The organism is Kribbella sp. NPDC049584, from assembly GCF_040675555.1.
Taxonomy (GTDB): domain Bacteria; phylum Actinomycetota; class Actinomycetes; order Propionibacteriales; family Kribbellaceae; genus Kribbella.
In genome coordinates, this window is record NZ_JBFAPF010000004.1 from 23,609 (window position 1) to 40,148 (window position 16,540).

The following is a 16,540-nucleotide window of genomic DNA, read 5'->3' on the forward strand; positions in this document are numbered from 1 at the left end:
GAGTGGGAGGAGGGCGGGGTTAAGCAGCCGGCGGCGGCGCGAAGGCTGCGCGTAGACGCTCCTGGGCGCTCGCTCCGGCGGCCGTGTGGTCGAGCCCGAGCAACGCCGCACCCACCACCGGCGGTACGTCAACCACGCGCGGGACCGCCTTCGGAGCGACGTCGGCGAGCAGACGCGTCACGCGATCGAGCAGGACGGAGTGCCCCGCGGTCAGAACGCCACCACCGAGTACGACGGTGACGCGCTCGCCGAGCAGCTCGAGCCGCCGCAACGCGCTGACCGCCATCGCGACGATCTCCTCGGCCTGCTGCTGAATGATGCCCAAGGCAACAGCGTCGCCGGCAGCCGCGACCTGGAACAGCACCGGCACGGCTTCCAGCTGCCGCGGTGCTGGGAAGTCGCCGAAGTGGAACGCCTCGATCACCGCGGCCAATGACGGCATCCCGTAGTGCGTCGGCAGCGCGGTGAGCAGCGCGGTCGCCGGACCGCGGCCGTCCTCTGCGCGCGACGCCGACCAGAACGCCTCCTCGGCCAGCTGTGCACCGCCGCCCCAGTCGCCGGTCAGCTTCCCCAGTGCGGTGAAGCGAGCGGTCCGCCCGTCCGGCAACATCCCGGAGCAGTTGATCCCTGCGCCGCACACCACTGCCACACCCCGCGGTTCGTCTACCCCGGAGCGCAGCAGAGCGAACGTGTCGTTGGTGACGTACACCGACTCCGCCCAACCGCAGTCCTCGAAGACAGCGGTCAGCTGCTCGACTTCGATCGGCAGGTCAGCGTTCGCCAGGCACGCCGAGATCTGCTGCACCAGCGGTACGTCGCCCAGGCATAGTCCGGCCTCTGCCGCGGCAGTGCGTACCAGCGGTTCCAGTCCGGCCACCGCGGCGACCGGTCCGAGCTTCTGTGGCTCGAACCCGCCACCACGCGCCGTACCGAGCACTGTCCCGTCTGCGGCGACCAGTGCGACGTCTGTCTTGCTGTTGCCGGCGTCGAAGGCGAGTACTCCGCCCGGGACTAGCGCGCCCACGGGAGATACGCCTCGTTGTGCGCCAGCAGCTTGTCGGTCAGTTCTTGGGCGATCGAGATCTGCCCGATCAGAGGATGTGCCAGCAGCGCCCTGAATACGCGCTCCGATCCACCCTTCACAGCGGCCTCCAACGCCAGGTCTTCGTACGCCGTCACGTGCGCAACCAGTCCGGCGTACAGGGGTTCCAGCGGGGCGACGGGCTCCGGCGTCGTACCCTCCGCGCCGACCGTGGCAGGCACCTCGATGACCGCATCGTCGGCGAGGAAGGGGAACGTGCCGTTGTTGAGGGTGTTCACCACCTGCACGTCGCCGGTGTTGTTGAGCAGTGACGATGCCAGGGCGACCGCAGCCTCGGAGTAGTACGCACCGCCGCGCTTCTCGAGCAGAGCGGGCTTCTCGTCGAGCTTCGGGTCGGCGTACATGTCCAGCAGCTCTTTCTCCAGAGCTGCGACCTCCGCGGCACGAGAAGGCTTCGTGAGCAGCTCCTTCACCACCGCATCGTGCGCGTAGTAGTAGCGCAGGTAGTACGACGGCACAACGCCAAGCTCGCGTACTACGTCGGGCGGCAGGATCAGGTCCTCGGACAGCTCGTCCAGGTGCTCGGCGAGCAGCTTCGGCAACATGTCCTCGCCGTTGACGCGGACCGCGCGCTCCCAGGTCAGGTGGTTCAACCCCACGTGGTCCAGCGACACCTCTTCCGGCGTGACGCCGAGCATGGCGGCGAACCGGCGCTGGAACCCGATCGCCACGTTGCACAGGCCGACGGCCTTGTGTCCGTGCGACAACAGCGCACGCGTCACGATCCCCACCGGGTTGGTGAAGTCGATGATCCACGCGTCCGGATTGGTACGTCGTACTCGCTCTGCAATGTCCAGCACGACCGGCACGGTCCGCAGTGCCTTGGCGAGACCGCCGGCACCCGTCGTCTCCTGGCCGACACAACCGCACTCCAGCGGCCACGTCTCGTCCTCGTTGCGCGCTGCCTGCCCGCCGACGCGCAGCTGGAGCAGGACGGCGTCCGCCCCGTCGATGCCCGCGTCGAGGTCGGACGTGGTGATCACCCGGCCCGCATGCCCTTGTTTTGCGAAGATCCGGCGGGCCAGGCCGCCGACCAGCTCGAGCCGGTCCGCCGCCGGATCGACCAGCACCAGCTCCGAGACCGGCAACGTGTCCCGCAACCGGGCGAAGCCGTCGACGAGCTCGGGCGTGTAGGTGGACCCGCCACCAACGACTGTGAGTTTCATGCTGCGGCTCCTAGGTGACAGGTGGACCAGCGGTGTCGAAGACCTCGTCGCGGGTCGTGCTCAGGGCGGACTGCAGTGCTCCGGAGAGCACGGGATCGGTGCTGATCGCGGTCATCAGCAGCTGCGGCCGCGGTACGGCGAGATCGGCGAGCTCGTCCTGGACCAGGCCGCGCAGGCGTTCGCCACCCGCGGTGATGACACCACCGGCGAGCACGATCAGCTCGGGGTCGACGACCGCGACGATGGCGGCCAGTCCAACGGCCAGCCGGTGTGCGAACTCCGCGAGTACGGCGTCGCCCGCGCCCTCGGTCTGCAGCGCGAGCGCGATCGCGGCTTCCGGCGTACGGGCCTTGAGGCCGTGTTCGCGGGCGAGTTCGAGGACCGGTTCGCCACCGGCGAGCTCCTGGAAGCCGCCGGCGTTGTTGCGGCCGACGTTGCGGACCAGCGGCGTACCCGGGAGCGGCAGGAACGCGACCTCACCCGCGCCACCGGTCGCGCCGCGGTGCAGCCGGCCGTTGATCACGATCGCGGCGCCGATGCCTTCCTCGCCCCACAGCAGCACGAAGTTGTCGTGCTCGCGGGCGTGGCCGACCCGCTGCTCGGCGATCGCGGCCAGGTTGACGTCGTTCTCGACCTCCAGCGGTACGGCGATCGCGGCGGCCAACTCCTCGAGCAGATGCGGCGCGTGCCAGCCGGGCAGGTGGGTCGCGTACCGCAGCCGCCCGGTCGTCGGGTCGAAACCACCCGGCGTACCGATCGAGACCCGGTGCAGGCGTTCGCGATTCAGGCCCGCCTCGCCGGCTGCGCCCTCGATCGCCTTGACCACCCGGTCGACTGTGCCCTTGGCGCTGCGGCCCGGGGTGGCCAGCTCGTACTCGCCGACCACCTTGCCGGTCAGGTCCGCCACCGCGGCCCGGATCCGGGCCGGCGTGACGTCGAGGCCCGCGACGTACGCGATGCTGCCGTTGATCTCGTACAGCTGCGCGTTCGGGCCCGGGCGACCGGCGGTGGTGCCGCTCTGGCGGACCAGGTGGGCAGCCTCCAGCCGTGCGAGCAGCTGGGACGCGGTCGGCTTGGACAGACCGGTCAGGTTGCCCAGCGTGGTGCGGGAGAGCGGACCCTGGCTGAGCAGCAGGTCCAGGGCGGCGCGGTCGTTCATCGCGCGCAGCAGGCGCGGCGTTCCGGGTGTTGTTGCCATGAGCCAACCCTGCCTCCCTTCGCCGCTCGCGGGTACTCGCCGCGCGGATCACGCGATCTGTTAGGAAAGTTTCCTATTAACGCGAGACCGTACGGCGGACTTCGCCGGGTGTCAATCCGCGGCTGTCGGAGAGGGTCTGACTCGGTACGTCGGTAGGTCTAGGCCTGGTCGGCCAGGAGGGCGAACGACACCAGCCAGTGGGTTGACATGAAGTCGCCGCCGGTGACGGTCGGCAGCGTCGCTTCGACCTGACGATCCGCGCCTTGACGAAGCACCGAGGCGACGTCCGGCAGAGCGGGCGCGATCGTCCGCAACTGCCAAGCCCTGCTCAACGCCAGCCCGGACAGGTGAGCCAGCTGCCCGTCGCCCGTGTCGTCGGTGATCGGCACCTCGAGCAAATGCCGATGCGCGTCCTTGCCGAGCCCTGGCAGGAATGCGGACAGCCAGTCCGCGAACTGCGCCTCCGGCAGCACGCGGCGCATCAGCTCTGCCTCGGTCAACGCCGGGGACAGGAAGTCCGTCCCGGAGGGCTCGAATCGCGTGTCGTACGACGTGTCGTCGCCGAACCACTCCAGCGCCCGAGACCGGATCGCCTCGACCACATCGGCGCGGCCCAGCTCGTCGTACGCCTCGAACAACAATGCGAGCGCGAACGCGGAGTTGAGATGCACCCCGTGGCGCACTGGATAGGCCTGCTTCGGCAGCCACTCCAGTACTAGGTCTGCGATGACTTCACCAAGTGGGCTCAGTGCATCCGCCCACTGCGTCTGGCGACCAGCGGCGACCAGCATCGCCGCCCAGGCCCAGCCGTAGGGGCGTTCGTACGAAGGCCGCTCGCGCAGGTACTCCGCCTCGGTGGCGATCGCCTCCGGTGTCAGACGCTTGTCGAGTACTTCGATCGGGCGCCGGCCGACCTGGTCCGGTGCCAGTGCGAGCAACCGGACCAGGGACCACTGCATGTGCGCGCTGGAGTGCCAGTCGTACGACCCGTGGAAGGCTGGATGCAGGCGATCCGGGGTGACGTCGACGTCGTCCGGGCCGGTCGACGCGTGCGCAGCGCCGTACGGGTACGGCGTTTCGAGCACCTCACAGGCGATGTCGGCCCAGGCGGCGGCGTACTCCATGTGCGACTCCTTAGAAGGCGAAGATGTACATGATCGCGATGTTGCAGGCGAGGAGCGGGATCGCTGTCGGGATCTGGGCCTTGATCGGTCCGTACTGATCCTTCATCTCCAGCAATGCCGCGGGGACGAGGTTGAAGTTGGCGGCCATCGGCGTACAGAGCGTGCCGCAGAAGCCGGCCAGCATGCCGACCGCGAACACGACCGCCGGTGTGCCGTGGAACTGCTGCACCAGCAGCGGCCAGCCGACCGCGGCCGTCATCACCGGGAAGGCCGCGAACGCGTTGCCCATGATGATCGTGAAGATCGCCATCCCGATGCAGTACAGCGCGACCGCGGCGATCAGCGATCCCTTGGGAATCAGGTGATCCGTGACGCGGCCGACCGCCTTGCCGACTCCGGACGCCGTGAACAGCAGGCCGAGGGTGGCGAGCATCTGCGGCAGGATCGCGGCCCAACCGATGTGCTCGAGCAACCGCCGGCCCTCATGCAACGGTACGGCCGGAGATTTCGGCCGGAACAGGATCATGCCGACGATCAGCGCCAGGATCGAGGCGACGCCGAGACCGATGATCGTGGCCGATCCGGTCTCGAGAAGGGGTTTGCCGTTGCCGAGTTTCACCTTGGCGAGCCAGGCGCCGAAGATCGCCGCGACCACTGGGATCACCAGCGCCGGCAGGAAGAGCTTGTTGCCGAACCGGTCGGCGAAGCGCGCCCGCTGCTCCGGTGTCGTCGTGCGTTCTTGACCGCGCCCGGGGAACCCCGCGCCGGCGAGCACGGCGATACCGATGACCGCGATGCCGAGCAGCCAGGACGGGGCCTGCTTGTGCACCACGAACGTGCCGTAGCAGAACGACAGACCGAGGATGCCCCAGAACGCCGCGCTGCCGAGGCGCTTGCGGTTGGTCCGGTCGTTGAATGCCTGCATCGCGATCAGCAGGAAGAAGATCCCGCACAGCCAGTAGAACCACTCGACCTTGATCATCGGGCCACCTCCTCGTCGTTGTCGGTGGCCTCGGCGTCGGCCTCGGCGGCCAGCTTGTCGAGCGTGCGATCCAGCAGCCACAGCCGCGAGCCGTGGATGAGCAGCGCGCAGATCCCGGTCGGGATCGCCCAGACGGCGATGTCGATCGCTTCGAGCTTGAGGCCGTACGTCGTGTCGACGAAGCCGGTGATCAGCAGGATCGAGCCGATCGCGACGAAGATGTCCTCGCCGAAGAACACCCCGACGGTGTCGGCGCTGGCGGCGAAGCCTTTGATCTTCTCCTGCATCTTCTCCGGCAACTTGCCGTACTTACGCTCGGCCGCGCCGGCGGCCATCGGATGGATCAGTGGCCGGACGGCCTGCGCGTAGCCGCCGATGCTGGTCAGGCCGACCGCGGCCGTGCCTTGCCGGATCAGCATGTAGAGGGCCAGTAGGCGGCCCGTGGTGAGGACCTTCAACTTGCTGATCAGCTTGCGGGCCTGGTGTTGCAGGCCGTAGCGCTCGATCAGGCCGATGACGGGCAGAGTGACGATGAAGACGGTGACGGACCGGCTGCCGGCGAAACCGTCGCCGAACGCGTTCAGGATCTTGACCGGAGACAGGCCGCCGATCAGGCCGGCCACGATCCCGGCCGCGGTGACGACCAGCATCGAGTTGATCCGGAGGGCGAACCCGACGACCACCACCGCGATGGCGAGCAGAACCCACATGGTTCCTCCCGGAGGGACAGGGCGATTCCGCTCACCATAGGAGATTGTTGAACGATCCTGCAATGCATCATTCGAACAAATTGTCCGGACACGTGAAAACGCGCCGTGACCACGGGGGTCCGGCGCGTTATCGGCGAGAGGTCGTTTAGGGCAGGCGCCAGTCGACCGGAGTCGCGCCTTGCTGCTCGAGGAGGGCGTTGACCCGGCTGAAGGGCCGGGAGCCGAAGAAGCCTCGGTCGGCGGACATGGGGCTCGGATGCGCGCTCTCGACGTACGGCGTGCTGCCCAGCATCGGCTTGAGCGTCTGGGCGTCACGGCCCCAGAGGATCGCGACCAGTGGACCGCCGCGGTCGACCAGCGCGTGGATCGCCTGTTCGGTGACGCTCTCCCAGCCCTTGCCGCGGTGCGCACCGGACTTGCCCGGCTGCACGGTCAGCACTCTGTTGAGCATCAGCACACCCTGCTCGGCCCACGGCGTGAGGTCGCCGTTGGACGGAGCCGGTACGCCGACGTCGGCCATCAGTTCGCGGTAGATGTTCGCGAGGCTGCGCGGAATCGGCCGTACGTCGGGAGCCACCGAGAAGCTGAGGCCCACCGGGTGCCCGGGAGTCGGGTACGGATCCTGGCCGACCACCAGCACTTTCACCTGCTGCAGCGGCTGCTTGAACGCGCGCAACACGTTCTCACCCGCCGGCAGATAGGACCGCCCCGCGGCGATCTCGCCGCGCAGGAACTCACCCATCTTCGCGACCGTGTCCTCGACCGGCGCCAAAGCATCGGCCCAGTCCGGCGCCACCAGATCCGTCAACGTCTTGGGACTCACCCGCCACAGTTTTGCAGCACCGCGACCGGCCGTGCACCCCGGGTTGTCGCCCACTGTTCGCGTGTCGCTCAAACGCTGGTATCGCTACGCCGTGTACAAAGGTCGCGGCCCCGCAAAGGTATGAGCTTGCGGGGCCTTTGCTATCGGTCGGGCTATGTGGCGCGCCAGGTGGTTGCCAGGCGTTGCAGGGCTTTGGTGTAGCGGTGGGCGGCGTACTGCTGGGCTTTGCGGGCCAGCGGGCCGGCCAGGCGGGTGTACCAGGTGGCGCCGCGGCTGTACGCGCGGATGGTGAAGTAGATGCCGTCCGGCTCGCGGGTGATGACGAAGGACTCCTCGCCGGCCTCCGGGTGCCCTTGCAGCGAGCCGTACGCGAAGCCGATGCGGTCTGGTTCGTTGACGGTCCAGACGACCCGGCAGGGGACCGGAAGGCCGATACGCGCGAGGGGCGACTGGCCGATCAGCAGACCGGGTCCGAGGCGACCGAGCGAGTTGGTGCCGATCTGCGGGGGTGAGTCGGTCGCAGTCATCGGCAATCCGGCCGCAGGCTGCATCTGCCAGCCCAGCAACGCATCAGCCGCCCGCCGGAACACCTCGTCCCCGTGCCCGATCCGCTCTCGATACTCCAACCGGTGATACCCCGCGGGCGTCTCGTCGTACCGCGTCGATCCCACGACGTCGTACCCGAACCGCAGCCCCGCCAGATCCTCCAGCTTCATCGGGCCCCTTCCCGTTTCATCGCCAGTACGCCGCACAGTGCGAACCCGACCGCATTCGCCACGCCATGGGTGGCAACCATCCACTCCAACGGCAGGTACGGCGTGTTCGCCACATGTCCCAGTGCCCAACTGACCGCCAAAAGCATCGTGACCACCAACACCGAACCAGACACGACCAGCAAGACCGCTGTACCCCGATCGGCCGTCCGCGACCGTCTCCACAGGTTCCAGCCCACCAGCCACATCCCTGCGGTCAGCACGACGGCTCCCGCGAGCTCCACGGGATCGCCGAGGAAGAACCCGAGCAGAACGAGCCCGGTGCCTAGCGGGACGCTGACGGCCGCCAAACCGTCCGCGGACAGGTAGGCCATCAGTGCGGCTGCGAAGCCTGCGAAGTGGAAGTGGGCGACTGTCAGCGACAGCACGGTGAGGTTGAAGCCGAACAGCTCGTACGACGAACGCTCGGCGACCAGCGCGAGCGCCGCGATCGACGGCGTGGCCAGTGCGGTGTACAACGCGACCTGCTGCGCGTCCAACGACCTGCGCTGCAGGAAATGCCGCGCAGCTAGTGCGATCAGCACGACTGTGCCGGCGAAGTAGACCGACGCCAGTGCGGTCGACAGTGGACCACGCGGGAGCCAGAGTGCTACTGCTCCTGGAACCGCGAACGCGAACCACCAGCGGGTGCTGGTGGTTCGCGTTGGGAGGAGCGTGAGCCCCAGGGGTACGACGATGAGCATGCCAAGGCTCACTACCGCGTGGACCAGAGCGATCAACTGCTCTTCAGACCGCTCGTGTTGTCGTTCTTGATGGCGTCGAAGAGTGCCTTCGCCTTCGCGGTGTCCCATTTCACTGCGTCGCCGCGGTTGCAGCACAGTTTGTAGTTGTCGTCGCTGATCGGCACCGTCAGCGTGACGCCGCCGCTGCCGGAGATGGCTCGCATGCCCCGCGCGAACCGGATGAAGTCGAACAGGCTCATGTCCTTGTCCACGGTCAGCGCGTCGACACCCTTGGTCGCGACGTTGTAGTAGCGGAACGGGTTCAGGAACGTCGACGGCGAGCTGGCCTTCTTCGCGATCGCGCCGACCATCTGCCGTTGCCGCTCGACCCGGCCGAAGTCGTTCTGGTTGTCGGCGTGCCGCGACCGCACGTATCCCAGCGCGTTCACGCCGTCGAGCTTCTGGCAGCCGGCCGGCAGGTTGATATGCGCCTTGTCGTCCTTCATTGCCTTCGGCAAGCACATCTGGATCCCGCCGATGCTGTCGATCACCGACGCGAAGCCGCCGAATCCGACCTCGACGTAGTGGTCGACGCGCAGCCCGGTGACGTTCTCGATGGTCTGGATCAGCAGCGCGGGGCTCTTGTTGAAGGCGGCGTTGATCTTCTGCTTGCCCTCGACGCCCGGGATGTTGACCGCGCTGTCACGCGGGATGCTGATCAGCACCGTCGGCCCGGACTTCGGCACATGCATCAGCATGATCGAGTCGGTCCGCGCCGGCCCGGCGTCGCCGCCGGTGTGCAGCCGGGCGCGCTCGGCCCGGCTGAGGTCCTCGCGGGCGTCCGATCCGACCATCAGGTACGTCGTACCCGAGGTCTCGGCGGGGCGCTGTCCGGTCGGCATGGCCTCGATCTTGTCGATCCGGCTCCACGCGTACAGCGGGACGGCGATCAGCATGAGAACGAACAGCAGGACGATCAGTCCGACGATGCGGAGGAACCAGTTGCGCCGCTTCTTCGGCCTGCCGGCCGACTGGGTCCGCGGCGACCGGTTCGCGTAGCGCGGGTCGATGGGCTGCGTTTCACTCATAGACACGACCGTATCGGTGCCCGGCACCCGACACGTCACCCCACTGAATGGTTTTACACGTCGGAAAGTAGCTCCCGCCTCCGTCAAAGGGAGGAAATCCGCCCCGAGAGCGAACCAGATCGCCGGAACGCGCCGGGCGACATCCCAACCCTGGCGGTGAACAACCGGGTGAAGTACGCCGGATCGTCGTACCCGACCCGCCTGGCGACCGCCGCGACCGGCAGGTCCTCCTCGGCGAGCAAAACCTTTGCATTGCTGAGTCTTGTGGTCAGGACCAGTTCATGTGGGGTTGAGCCCGTCGTACGCCGTACTGCGTCGCGCAGTTCCTTCACGGTGAGACCAAGCTCACTGGCGTAGGCCTGGACGCTCATCGGTGTACTGGCGAGCTCGGCGAGCTGTGCGGCGACATCGTCACCTGTGGTCGTCGCAGCTTCGGCGATCACATCGTAGAGAGCACCTGTGAGCTGCACCGGGTTGTGCTGTGTGCTGACGCGCAGCAGTCGGCTGAATGCACGGTCGACCGGACGCGGGTCAGCGAAGCGGCGGACCGGTCGGCTGACGTCCAGGTGGCCGAGTGTCGTCAGTGCGTCGACCGCTGAGCCGCTGAACAGGGTCCAAGCCTGACGCCACCTCGTTGTCGGCTGGTAGCCGTGCAGCACGCCGGGGAAGAGCCAGAGCATCGCAGGCGCTCTGACCTCATGCAGCTGACGGTCAGGTCCGTGCAGCAGGTGACCGCGCCCTTCCTTGAGCCAGACCAGGGCGTGACAGCCGAGGGCGCGTTCTCTGGTGTTGTCCGAGCCGTGCGTCTGCTCACCCGCTCCGAGGCAGAAGAGTCCAAGTTGTCGCTCGATAGAACCTGGAGTCAGGTAGATCGACCAGTCGGGCACCTCACAAGAGTCCAAGAGCTCGGCACTGTTGTCCATTCCGCTGATCGTGGAGGTTGGCTGGAATGGACGGGTGCTGACGTCGAACGGATATGTGCTGAATGAGCAGCGGCTGGGTCAACTGGTCGCAGTACCCGAGGAAGAGCGTGGTGATCGGGCCCAGTTGCGGGCCCGGTTGAAGCGGGACGGTTACCTGTTCCTGACCGGACTGCTCGACCCTGCGGTGGTACGGGAGTTCCGCGAGTACTACTTCGGGTTGACGGGTGCCGCTACCGACAGGGCGTCGTACCGGAAGGTGTTGTTCGAGGAGATCGTGCCCGGGCCGGAGTACGCCGCGTTCTGTGCGCAGCCGGCGTTGAAGGGCTGGTTCGAGTGGTTCCTCGGCGGTGAGCCGTTCCTGCACCGCCGGAAGATCATCCGGCAGACGGCACCGGGAGAGAACGGCATCGGTACCGCGACACAGGCGCACTACGACCTGGTGTACCTGCGCGATGGGACTGACCAGGTGCTGTCAGCATGGATCCCGCTGGGCGACTGCCCGGTCAGCCACGGGGGCCTGACGTACCTGCAAGGCAGTCACCACCGCGTGCTCGAGGAGGAGGCCGCGGGGAGGCTCAAGAGGCCTGCGGCATCCATCACCGCGGATCTGCCCGCTCTGGCGGCGGAGTACGACGCCAACTGGCTGGTCACCGACTACGCGGCCGGGGATGTGGTGGTCCACACCGCGCACACCGTGCATGCCGCCCTGGACAACGTGTCGACCGAGCTACGGTTGTCGACGGACATCAGGTACCAGCTCGCCGATGACGCCATCGACGCCCGCTGGCAGAACCACTGGCACGACCACGACGGCCTCTGACCGATATCCGGAGAGGTTCTCGCTAACGACAATCATTTTGGTTAAGGTTCCGCTCGGAAGCCGAACCGAGTCTGAGGAGAGCCGTGAACCGGAATGAACTGATCGCCGGCGTGGCACACAAGGCGGGCATCCCGCGGAACCAGGCCGAGAAGGTCCTCGACGCCCTCGGCGACGTCGTCACCGAGGCCGTGCAGCGCGGCGACAAGGTGTCGCTGACCGGCCTGCTCAGCATCGAGCGCGTGCTGCGGGCGCCGCGCACCGGCCGCAATCCGCAGACCGGGGAGCCGCTGTCGATCCCGGCCGCGTACTCCGTGCGCCTGTCGTGCGGAAGCCGCCTCAAGGCCGCGGCCCGGGGCAACCTCCGCACGGCCGGCTGACTGGCTGCTCCCAGCTACTGGGCCGACGGGGTCAGGAAGCGGATCTGGTCGCAGTGGCCGTCGTCGACGGAATGCTTCACGACAGTGGGGCCCGGCGGTGCGGCGGCCGCGGCGGACGACGTGGTGATGCCGCCCAGCACGAGTGCCGACAGCCCGACGACAGCTGTGATGGTGCGTTTGTTCATGTTTCCTCCCCAATCAAGGTAGGACGATCTACCGCACTCGGGAACGGCTCACGGCAGTAACCCAGTACGGCGTAGTCGGAGTCGGTGGCGTCGAGAAGCGGGCGTTCGGCAGGTACAGGCGGTTCCCGAAGGCGGCGACCGTCGTGGGTACGTCGAAGTCCGGGCTGGTGAGCAGGTCGACCACCGTGCCCTTTGTGCCGAGCTTGTTCAGGGTGATGACCGAGATCTGATTCGAGCGGTTCTGGACGACGTACAGCGTGCGGCCGATCAGCAGCAGCCCGTCGCCATTCGTCATCACTGCGTCGCCGATGTCGATCCGCCGGGCGACGCCGGTGCGCGGGTCCACCCGGAGCAGGAAGCCGGTCGACGACTGCACCATGATCAGCGCGCGGCCGTCCGGCGTGAGCGAGATGCCGTTCGCGTTGTTGCCGGGCAGGTGCTGGTAGTCGCCGCTGAGCGGGATGGTCTGGGGCTTCGCGTTCAGCCGGTGCAGCGACACCTTGTAGAAGACGGGTTGCTGCGAGTCGGTGAAGTACGCCGCGTCCTTGCCCAGGATGACGTCGTTGACGAACGTCGGTGTCGCGGTGGTGAACGTGTAGCTGGCCAGCACTTTGCCGGTGCGGGTGTCGATCACGCGGCCGTTCCCACCGGCGGCGCCGGCGACGAACAGCCGGCCGAAGCGGTCCACCTTCATCCCGAGCGAACCGGTGCCCGGGCCCTGGCTGATCACCTTGCCGCGTCCGGTCCGCAGATCGGCCGCGTAGATGTCCCCGTCGGCCCGCGAGCCGAGGTACGCCGTACCGCGCGCGATCGCGATGCCTTCGGGCTGGAATCCGTCGGGCAGCTCGATCCGGGTCGGGAACGAGGTCGTTGGAGCAGCGGTTGCTGCCGAGGTGCTCACGAGCCCGAGCAGTACGACGGGCACAGCGAGCAGGGTGGTGAGTCGACGGACGAGGTGTGGCATTTGGCGGGGTCCTCCCTGATCCGTGTTCTTTACCTGGGAGAACGGCTGGATCCTGTGGATAGTTCAGACCGGCCTGATCGCGAACCGGGTATGTTCGCTGACAGCAACTGGACATGGGACAAAAGGGGTCAGGGATGACAGCAGGAATCGACAGCTCGGAGCCGGTCGTCGCGGTGCGGCCGCAGGACGACCTGTACCGGTTCGTCAACGGGAAGTGGCTGGCTGAGCACGAGATTCCCGCGGACAAGGCGATCCACGGTGCGTTCCACGCGCTCTGGGACACCGCCGAGCAGGACGTCCGGGCGATCGTCGAGAAGACCGTCGCGGCCGGCCACCCGGAGGGCAGCGAGCCGCGGAAGATCGCCGACCTCTACACGAGCTTCATGGACACCGAGACGATCGAGCGGCTGGGTGCCGAGCCGATCGCCGACCAGCTCGCGCTGGTCCGGGACGCCAAAGACCTGGCCGGCCTGGTCTCGGTCCTCGGGCAGCTCGAGCTGCAGGGCGTGCCGGGCGTCTTCCACTACTGGGTGGACGCCGACGCCAAGAAGTCCGACGAGAACATCGTCCACCTGACCCAGGGCGGCCTCAGCCTGCCCGACGAGTCGTACTACCACGACGACAACTTCGCCGCGATCCGCTCGGCGTATGTCGAGCACGTGACGAAGCTGCTCGACCTGGCCGGACTGCCTGACCCGGCCGGGTCCGCCGCGCGGATCCTGGAGCTGGAGACCCGGATCGCCGACGGTCACTGGGACCGGGTGAAGGACCGGGACGTGCAGCTGACCTACAACAAGCTCGACCGCGCTGGGCTCGAGGAGCTCACACCCGGCTTCGACTGGTCGACGTGGCTGGCCGGCGCAGGGGTGCCCGAGAGTGCCTTCGCGCAGGTCGTCGTCCGCGAGCCGGACTTCCTCACCGCGGCCGCGGCCGCGTTGCAGGAGGTCGAGCTGGACCGGTGGAAGGAGTGGCTGAGCTGGCGGATCGTGCACAGCGCGGCGCCACTGCTGAGCCAGGCGTTCGTCGACGAGAACTTCGCCTTCTACGGCAAGACCCTGACCGGGGCACCCGAGCTGCGCGAGCGCTGGAAGCGCGGCGTCGGCGCCGTCGAGCAGTCGTTGGGCGAGGCCCTCGGCAAGCTGTATGTCGCCGAGCACTTCCCGCCGTCCGCGAAGGCCCGCATGGTCGACCTGGTGCAGAACCTGGTCGCCGCGTACCGGCAGCGGATCGAGGCGCTGGACTGGATGGGCCCGGAGACCCGGCAGCGGGCGCTCGACAAGCTCGGCGCCTTCGTGCCGAAGATCGGGTATCCGGACGAGTGGAAGGACTACTCGGCCCTCGAGGTCGACCCGACCGACCTGTTCGGAAACGTTCGCCGTTCGGTCGCGGTGGAGACCGCGCGGGACCTGGCCAAGCTGGGTCAGCCTGTCGACCGCAACGAGTGGAAGATGACGCCGCAAACGGTCAATGCGTACTACAACCCGCGGATGAACGAGATCGTCTTCCCGGCCGGCATCCTGCAGCCGCCGTTCTTCGACCTCGACGCCGACGACGCGACGAACTACGGCGCGATCGGCGCGGTGATCGGGCACGAGATCGGCCACGGCTTCGACGACCAGGGCTCGCGCTACGACGGCGACGGCAACCTGAACGACTGGTGGACCGACGAGGACCGGGCCGCCTTCGAGCAGCGCACCGACAAGCTCGTCGCGCAGTACGACGCCCTCGAGCCGGCCGAGACGCCCGGCAAGAAGGTCAACGGCAAGCTCACCCTCGGCGAGAACATCGGCGACCTGGGCGGCCTGTCGATCGCCTATGCGGCCTACCAACTGTCGCAGGCCGGCGCTGAGCCGGATGAGACCGGTAGCGAGCGTTTCTTCGCTGCCTGGGCGCACGCGTGGGCCACGAAGACCCGTCCGGAGGAGGCTGCTCGCCGGTTGACCATCGACCCGCACTCCCCGCCGGAGTTCCGCTGCAACGCGGTGGTGAAGAACATCGACGCCTTCCACGCCACGTACGACGTGCAAGAGGGCGACGGCATGTGGCTGGCCCCGGACGAACGGGTCCGGATCTGGTGACCGCGTCCCCCCGCCGGCCGGCCCACTTCGGGTCCGGCCGGCAGGGGATCAGCGGTGCAAGGCGGTTCGGGTGAAGACGTTGTCGGGGTCGTAGGTGTCCTTGACCTGGTGCAGGCGCGCGAGCTTGTCCGGGGAGTAGGCGCGGTGCACGGCGGCGGGATCCTCGTCGGCGATGGTGTTGACATAGCTCCCGCTCGTGTAGGGCTCGAGACCTGCGGCGTAGGTTCGGGCCGCGGTGATGCGGGCCTCGTCCTCGCCGGGATCGCTCCAGTCGTCGCCGGTGGTGAACTCGACCAGCGCATCGCGATGGCTGTACGCCGTCTCACCGTCCGGCACATCGCCGACGGCGCCGCCGCACAGCGTCAACCGTGCTCCCGGATTGTTGTCCGAGGCAAGGAAAGCGTCGATGGCGGCGTCCGGCAACGATCGCAGGTAGTGCCCCTTGCAGTAACGGCGGAGGGCGTGGCGTTCGACGTCGTCGGACTGGGTCTGCAGATCCAGGTAGCTGAGCTCGGTGATCCGGCGACCGATCGGATTGCCGATCCCTTCGAACGACGGCAGCAGCCGCCGTCCCTCGTCGACATCGCCGACCCACACGTAGCCGATACTCGCGATCAGGCGTCCGCCGTACTCGTCCCGCCTGCCAATCCGGGCCACCGGCGTGGCCTGCCGCGGCGCGTCCGCGAACAGGTCCCGCCAGCCGCGGAGCGCCGTATCGGCATCGTCCAGCTCGTAGAACAGGTCGACGGTCAACGCTTGTGTCCCGACCGGGTGCAGTTGGAACTCGAACGCGGTCACGACGCCGAAGCTGCCGCCTCCACCGCGCAGTGCCCAGAACAGATCCGGGTGCTCGGTCGCGCTGACCCGCAGTACGGCGCCGTCCGCGGTGACCAGCTCGTACGACGTCACGTTGTCGCACGTCAGCCCGTGCGCGCGAGCCAGCCAACCGACCCCGCCGCCGAGGGTGAGCCCGCCGACGCCGGTGTGCGAGACGTTGCCGGCCGTGGTGGCGAGCCCGTACCGCTGACTGGCGACGTCGAGTGCGCCCAGCAGCGCGCCCCCGCCGACGCGAGCCCGGCGGCGGACCGGGTCGACCCACACCGAGTTCATCGCGGACAGGTCGAGCAGCAGACCGTCCTCCACCACCGGGAGCCCGAGGAAGCTGTGCCCGCCGCCGCGAACCCCGATCACCAGCCCGGCCTCGCGGCCGTAGCGCAGTGCCGCAACGACGTCCGCCGTACTCGCACAGCGCGCGATCAAGGCCGGCCGGCGATCCACGATCGCGTTCCAGACCGCCCGGCCGGAGTCGTAGTCCGCATCCCCCGGCCGGGTGAGGAGTCCGTCGAAGGCCGTGATCGTCATCGCCGGACCAGCCCTCGCGTCACCCACAGCAACACCGCGCCCGGCCGGGTCCTGCGCGTTGTCGTCATCGCCGTACTCATCGCTGCCTCCAAGAGTGGTTCTGGTACGACGACCCTCGCGCCGGCGACCCGCAGCCCACATCCGTGCCGACCACGGATCCACCACGGAGCGGCCACGAGGGATCTGCTGATCGGTCATGATGG

The 16,540-nt window shown here is 68.0% G+C and carries 17 protein-coding genes; 3 read left to right on the forward strand and 14 right to left on the reverse strand.

Going from position 1 to position 16,540, the window contains the following annotated elements; all coding sequences use genetic code 11:
- Positions 1-19 precede the first annotated feature (19 nt).
- The 11 genes from AB0J62_RS16340 to AB0J62_RS16390 form a co-directional block, all read right to left on the reverse strand.
- Complete coding sequence (locus AB0J62_RS16340; protein ID WP_363870571.1) at positions 20-1,024, reverse strand: BadF/BadG/BcrA/BcrD ATPase family protein; 1,005 nt, start codon at positions 1,022-1,024, stop codon at positions 20-22.
- Positions 1,012-2,268 carry a 6-phospho-beta-glucosidase gene (locus AB0J62_RS16345; RefSeq protein WP_363870574.1) on the reverse strand — a complete coding sequence of 419 codons (1,257 nt, stop codon included), beginning with the start codon at positions 2,266-2,268 and terminating at the stop codon, positions 1,012-1,014. Before AB0J62_RS16345 ends, AB0J62_RS16340 begins: the two co-directional genes overlap by 13 nt.
- A gap of 10 nt (positions 2,269-2,278) precedes the next feature.
- Positions 2,279-3,466 (reverse strand): ROK family transcriptional regulator, encoded by a 1,188-nt coding sequence (locus AB0J62_RS16350; protein ID WP_363870577.1) that lies wholly within the window; start codon positions 3,464-3,466, stop codon positions 2,279-2,281.
- 158 nt (positions 3,467-3,624) lie between these two features.
- Positions 3,625-4,590: a DUF2891 domain-containing protein gene (locus tag AB0J62_RS16355; protein WP_363870580.1), complete on the reverse strand. Its 966-nt coding sequence runs from the start codon at positions 4,588-4,590 to the stop codon at positions 3,625-3,627.
- Between the two features lie 10 nt (positions 4,591-4,600).
- Complete coding sequence (locus AB0J62_RS16360; RefSeq protein ID WP_363870583.1) at positions 4,601-5,572, reverse strand: DUF979 domain-containing protein; 972 nt, start codon at positions 5,570-5,572, stop codon at positions 4,601-4,603.
- The gene (locus AB0J62_RS16365; protein ID WP_363870586.1) at positions 5,569-6,282 is read right to left on the reverse strand and encodes a DUF969 domain-containing protein; all 714 of its coding nucleotides are present in this window, start codon (positions 6,280-6,282) and stop codon (positions 5,569-5,571) included. The genes AB0J62_RS16360 and AB0J62_RS16365 overlap by 4 nt, the downstream gene beginning before the upstream one ends.
- A 145-nt stretch (positions 6,283-6,427) precedes the next feature.
- Positions 6,428-7,105 carry a uracil-DNA glycosylase gene (locus tag AB0J62_RS16370; RefSeq protein ID WP_363870589.1) on the reverse strand — a complete coding sequence of 226 codons (678 nt, stop codon included), beginning with the start codon at positions 7,103-7,105 and terminating at the stop codon, positions 6,428-6,430.
- Between the two features lie 152 nt (positions 7,106-7,257).
- A complete protein-coding gene (locus tag AB0J62_RS16375) occupies positions 7,258-7,821 on the reverse strand; it encodes a DUF1990 domain-containing protein (protein WP_363870592.1) in 564 nt (187 codons plus the stop codon).
- Positions 7,818-8,573: a YndJ family protein gene (locus tag AB0J62_RS16380; RefSeq protein WP_363871983.1), complete on the reverse strand. Its 756-nt coding sequence runs from the start codon at positions 8,571-8,573 to the stop codon at positions 7,818-7,820. Before AB0J62_RS16380 ends, AB0J62_RS16375 begins: the two co-directional genes overlap by 4 nt.
- Positions 8,574-8,593: 20 nt before the next feature.
- Positions 8,594-9,628, reverse strand: a complete 1,035-nt coding sequence (locus tag AB0J62_RS16385; RefSeq protein ID WP_363870595.1) for an LCP family protein — start codon at positions 9,626-9,628, stop codon at positions 8,594-8,596.
- Positions 9,629-9,711: 83 nt separating this feature from the next.
- A complete protein-coding gene (locus tag AB0J62_RS16390) occupies positions 9,712-10,551 on the reverse strand; it encodes an AraC family transcriptional regulator (protein WP_363870598.1) in 840 nt (279 codons plus the stop codon).
- 34 nt (positions 10,552-10,585) lie between these two features.
- Between AB0J62_RS16390 and AB0J62_RS16395 the strand changes: the two genes are divergently transcribed.
- Complete coding sequence (locus AB0J62_RS16395; RefSeq protein ID WP_363870601.1) at positions 10,586-11,371, forward strand: phytanoyl-CoA dioxygenase family protein; 786 nt, start codon at positions 10,586-10,588, stop codon at positions 11,369-11,371.
- Positions 11,372-11,454: 83 nt separating this feature from the next.
- Positions 11,455-11,748 (forward strand): HU family DNA-binding protein, encoded by a 294-nt coding sequence (locus tag AB0J62_RS16400; protein ID WP_363870605.1) that lies wholly within the window; start codon positions 11,455-11,457, stop codon positions 11,746-11,748.
- A 14-nt stretch (positions 11,749-11,762) separates the two neighbouring features.
- On the opposite strand, the gene AB0J62_RS16405 is transcribed toward AB0J62_RS16400, so the two are convergent.
- Both AB0J62_RS16405 and AB0J62_RS16410 read right to left on the reverse strand, forming a co-directional pair.
- A complete protein-coding gene (locus AB0J62_RS16405; RefSeq protein ID WP_363870608.1) occupies positions 11,763-11,933 on the reverse strand; it encodes a hypothetical protein in 171 nt (56 codons plus the stop codon).
- A 28-nt stretch (positions 11,934-11,961) separates the two neighbouring features.
- Positions 11,962-12,897 carry a superoxide dismutase gene (locus AB0J62_RS16410; protein ID WP_363870611.1) on the reverse strand — a complete coding sequence of 312 codons (936 nt, stop codon included), beginning with the start codon at positions 12,895-12,897 and terminating at the stop codon, positions 11,962-11,964.
- A gap of 134 nt (positions 12,898-13,031) precedes the next feature.
- Here AB0J62_RS16410 and AB0J62_RS16415 point away from each other — a divergent pair, with 134 nt between their 5' ends.
- Complete coding sequence (locus AB0J62_RS16415; RefSeq protein WP_363870614.1) at positions 13,032-14,975, forward strand: M13-type metalloendopeptidase; 1,944 nt, start codon at positions 13,032-13,034, stop codon at positions 14,973-14,975.
- 48 nt (positions 14,976-15,023) lie between these two features.
- On the opposite strand, the gene AB0J62_RS16420 is transcribed toward AB0J62_RS16415, so the two are convergent.
- A complete protein-coding gene (locus AB0J62_RS16420) occupies positions 15,024-16,535 on the reverse strand; it encodes an FAD-binding oxidoreductase (protein ID WP_363870617.1) in 1,512 nt (503 codons plus the stop codon).
- Between the last annotated feature and the right edge of the window lie 5 nt (positions 16,536-16,540).

Excerpts from the sequence above, each read along its gene's own strand:
- AB0J62_RS16415 (WP_363870614.1), top strand. The coding sequence starts at position 13,032 with ATGACAGCAGGAATCGACAGCTCGGAGCCGGTCGTCGCGGTGCGGCCG.
- AB0J62_RS16420 (WP_363870617.1), bottom strand. The coding sequence starts at position 16,535 with ATGACCGATCAGCAGATCCCTCGTGGCCGCTCCGTGGTGGATCCGTGG.
- AB0J62_RS16355 (WP_363870580.1), bottom strand. The coding sequence starts at position 4,590 with ATGGAGTACGCCGCCGCCTGGGCCGACATCGCCTGTGAGGTGCTCGAA.
- AB0J62_RS16365 (WP_363870586.1), bottom strand. The coding sequence starts at position 6,282 with ATGTGGGTTCTGCTCGCCATCGCGGTGGTGGTCGTCGGGTTCGCCCTC.
- AB0J62_RS16390 (WP_363870598.1), bottom strand. The coding sequence starts at position 10,551 with ATGGACAACAGTGCCGAGCTCTTGGACTCTTGTGAGGTGCCCGACTGG.
- AB0J62_RS16385 (WP_363870595.1), bottom strand. The coding sequence starts at position 9,628 with ATGAGTGAAACGCAGCCCATCGACCCGCGCTACGCGAACCGGTCGCCG.
- AB0J62_RS16410 (WP_363870611.1), bottom strand. The coding sequence starts at position 12,897 with ATGCCACACCTCGTCCGTCGACTCACCACCCTGCTCGCTGTGCCCGTC.
- AB0J62_RS16375 (WP_363870592.1), bottom strand. The coding sequence starts at position 7,821 with ATGAAGCTGGAGGATCTGGCGGGGCTGCGGTTCGGGTACGACGTCGTG.
- AB0J62_RS16405 (WP_363870608.1), bottom strand. The coding sequence starts at position 11,933 with ATGAACAAACGCACCATCACAGCTGTCGTCGGGCTGTCGGCACTCGTG.
- AB0J62_RS16360 (WP_363870583.1), bottom strand. The coding sequence starts at position 5,572 with ATGATCAAGGTCGAGTGGTTCTACTGGCTGTGCGGGATCTTCTTCCTG.
- AB0J62_RS16345 (WP_363870574.1), bottom strand. The coding sequence starts at position 2,268 with ATGAAACTCACAGTCGTTGGTGGCGGGTCCACCTACACGCCCGAGCTC.
- AB0J62_RS16350 (WP_363870577.1), bottom strand. The coding sequence starts at position 3,466 with ATGGCAACAACACCCGGAACGCCGCGCCTGCTGCGCGCGATGAACGAC.